The organism is Ligilactobacillus sp. (assembly GCF_036846325.1).
In the GTDB taxonomy this organism is placed as follows: Bacteria; Bacillota; Bacilli; order Lactobacillales; family Lactobacillaceae; genus Ligilactobacillus.
Genome location: NZ_DAIUCE010000209.1, coordinates 1 through 1120, shown reverse-complemented (window position 1 = coordinate 1120; position 1120 = coordinate 1). Strand labels below are relative to the sequence as shown.

The window sequence follows — 1120 nt, the reverse complement described above, 5'->3', positions numbered from 1 at the left end:
GGCTTCGAAAACCGCAAGGTGATTGACTTCTTCGTCAAATTTGCAGTTACATGCTTCAAGCGTTACAAGAACAAGGTCAAGTACTGGATGACGTTCAACGAAATCGACAACCAGGCTGCCTTCAACAATGACTTCCTGATGTGCACCAATTCCGGCCTGCTGCTTGGCAAGGACTCAAAGGACAACGAAGCCCGCATGTATCAGGCGGCTCATTACGAAGTTGTTGCCAGTGCGCTTGCAGTCAAGGAAGGACACAAGATTAACCCTGACTTCAAGATCGGGACGATGATCAACTATGCGCCTGTCTACCCTGTAACTCCTGCTCCGGAAGACGTACTGCTTGCACAGCGTGTCCTTCAGCGTCGCGACTGGTTCTCAGACGTTCAAGTCTGGGGTGAATATCCTAAGAACGTTGAGGCATACATCGAACGTGAAGGCTTCCGTCCGGACATTACTGAAGAAGACCGCATCGTGCTCAAGGAAGGCACTGTTGACTATGTCGGCTTCAGCTACTACCAGTCAATGGCCGTTTCGGCAAAGAACGTCAATCCGGACGACTTGGATGATGTCTTCAAAGCCCAGGCAGACAATCCGTACCTGAAGAAGAGCGACTGGGACTGGCCAATCGACCCGGTTGGTCTCCGCATTGCCCTGAACGACCTGACGGACCGTTACCATTTGCCGTTGTTTATCGTTGAAAACGGCCTGGGTGCCGTTGACAAGGTTGAAGACGACGGAAGCATTCATGATCCGTACCGCATCGACTACCTTCGTTCGCACCTTGAAGAAGTCAGGAAGGCAGTTACGCTTGACGGCGTTGATCTGATGGGTTATACGCCATGGGGCTGCATCGACCTCGTTTCAGCCGGAACGGGTCAGATGTCCAAGCGTTACGGTTTCATCTATGTTGACAAGGATGACGAAGGCAACGGGACGATGGAACGTTCACGCAAGGATTCATTCTACTGGTATCAGAAAGTTATCAAGACGAACGGCGCAGACCTTGATTAAGGTAATCGTTTGAATTGAAATTTGCCAAAAACAATTATTTCCCGGGAAATATTCCCGGGTTTTTTGTTGTTTTCGGGGAAATTCAGTGCGTTAATCACCTGTTTCTGTC

The 1120-nt window shown here is 49.9% G+C and carries 1 protein-coding gene; it reads left to right on the top strand.

Going from position 1 to position 1120, the window contains the following annotated elements:
* Positions 1-1011, top strand: a 1011-nt coding sequence (locus V7Z60_RS10245; protein ID WP_334117699.1) for a family 1 glycosylhydrolase, incomplete at its 5' end; no start/stop codon positions are given.
* Positions 1012-1120: the final 109 nt, after the last annotated feature.